This is a genomic window from Carboxylicivirga mesophila, assembly GCF_018271975.1.
In the GTDB taxonomy this organism is placed as follows: Bacteria; Bacteroidota; Bacteroidia; order Bacteroidales; family Marinilabiliaceae; genus Carboxylicivirga; species Carboxylicivirga mesophila.
The window spans coordinates 1-416 of sequence record NZ_JAGUCN010000081.1; the positions used below are offsets into that span (position 1 = coordinate 1).

Here is a 416-nt window from a genome sequence, read left to right on the forward strand (position 1 = left end):
GTAACAGATAACGGAACTTATGGTGTTACTGTTGAAGATTCAAATGGATGTACAAGTACAGAAGTAACAGTAGTAGTTACCATTCAGGCCTTACCTGTGCCGACCATTAATGGTGATGCTACTGTGACTACTACCGAATGGTGCGAAGGCGAAGATATTACACTGACCGGTGGCGGAGGCGCTCCAGGAGCGACCTACTCGTGGTTGCTGCCTGATGGCAGTACTCAAAATACCGCTGTTCTGACCATTAATAATTCTGACAAGGCTACTTACGAAGGTACCTACACGCTTACAGTAACTGAAGGCACCTGTGTGAGTGCGCTTGATCATAATGTAGTGATTCATACTAACCCGGTTGCATTACCAGCCAACGGAGGAGACGTTTGTTTAGGTGATGACATCTCATTATTAGGAAA

At 45.4% G+C, this 416-nt stretch carries 1 protein-coding gene; it reads left to right on the forward strand.

Going from position 1 to position 416, the window contains the following annotated elements; genetic code table 11:
* Positions 1-416 (forward strand): hypothetical protein (locus KEM09_RS21845; protein WP_212232091.1); only part of this gene is annotated, 416 nt, incomplete at both ends.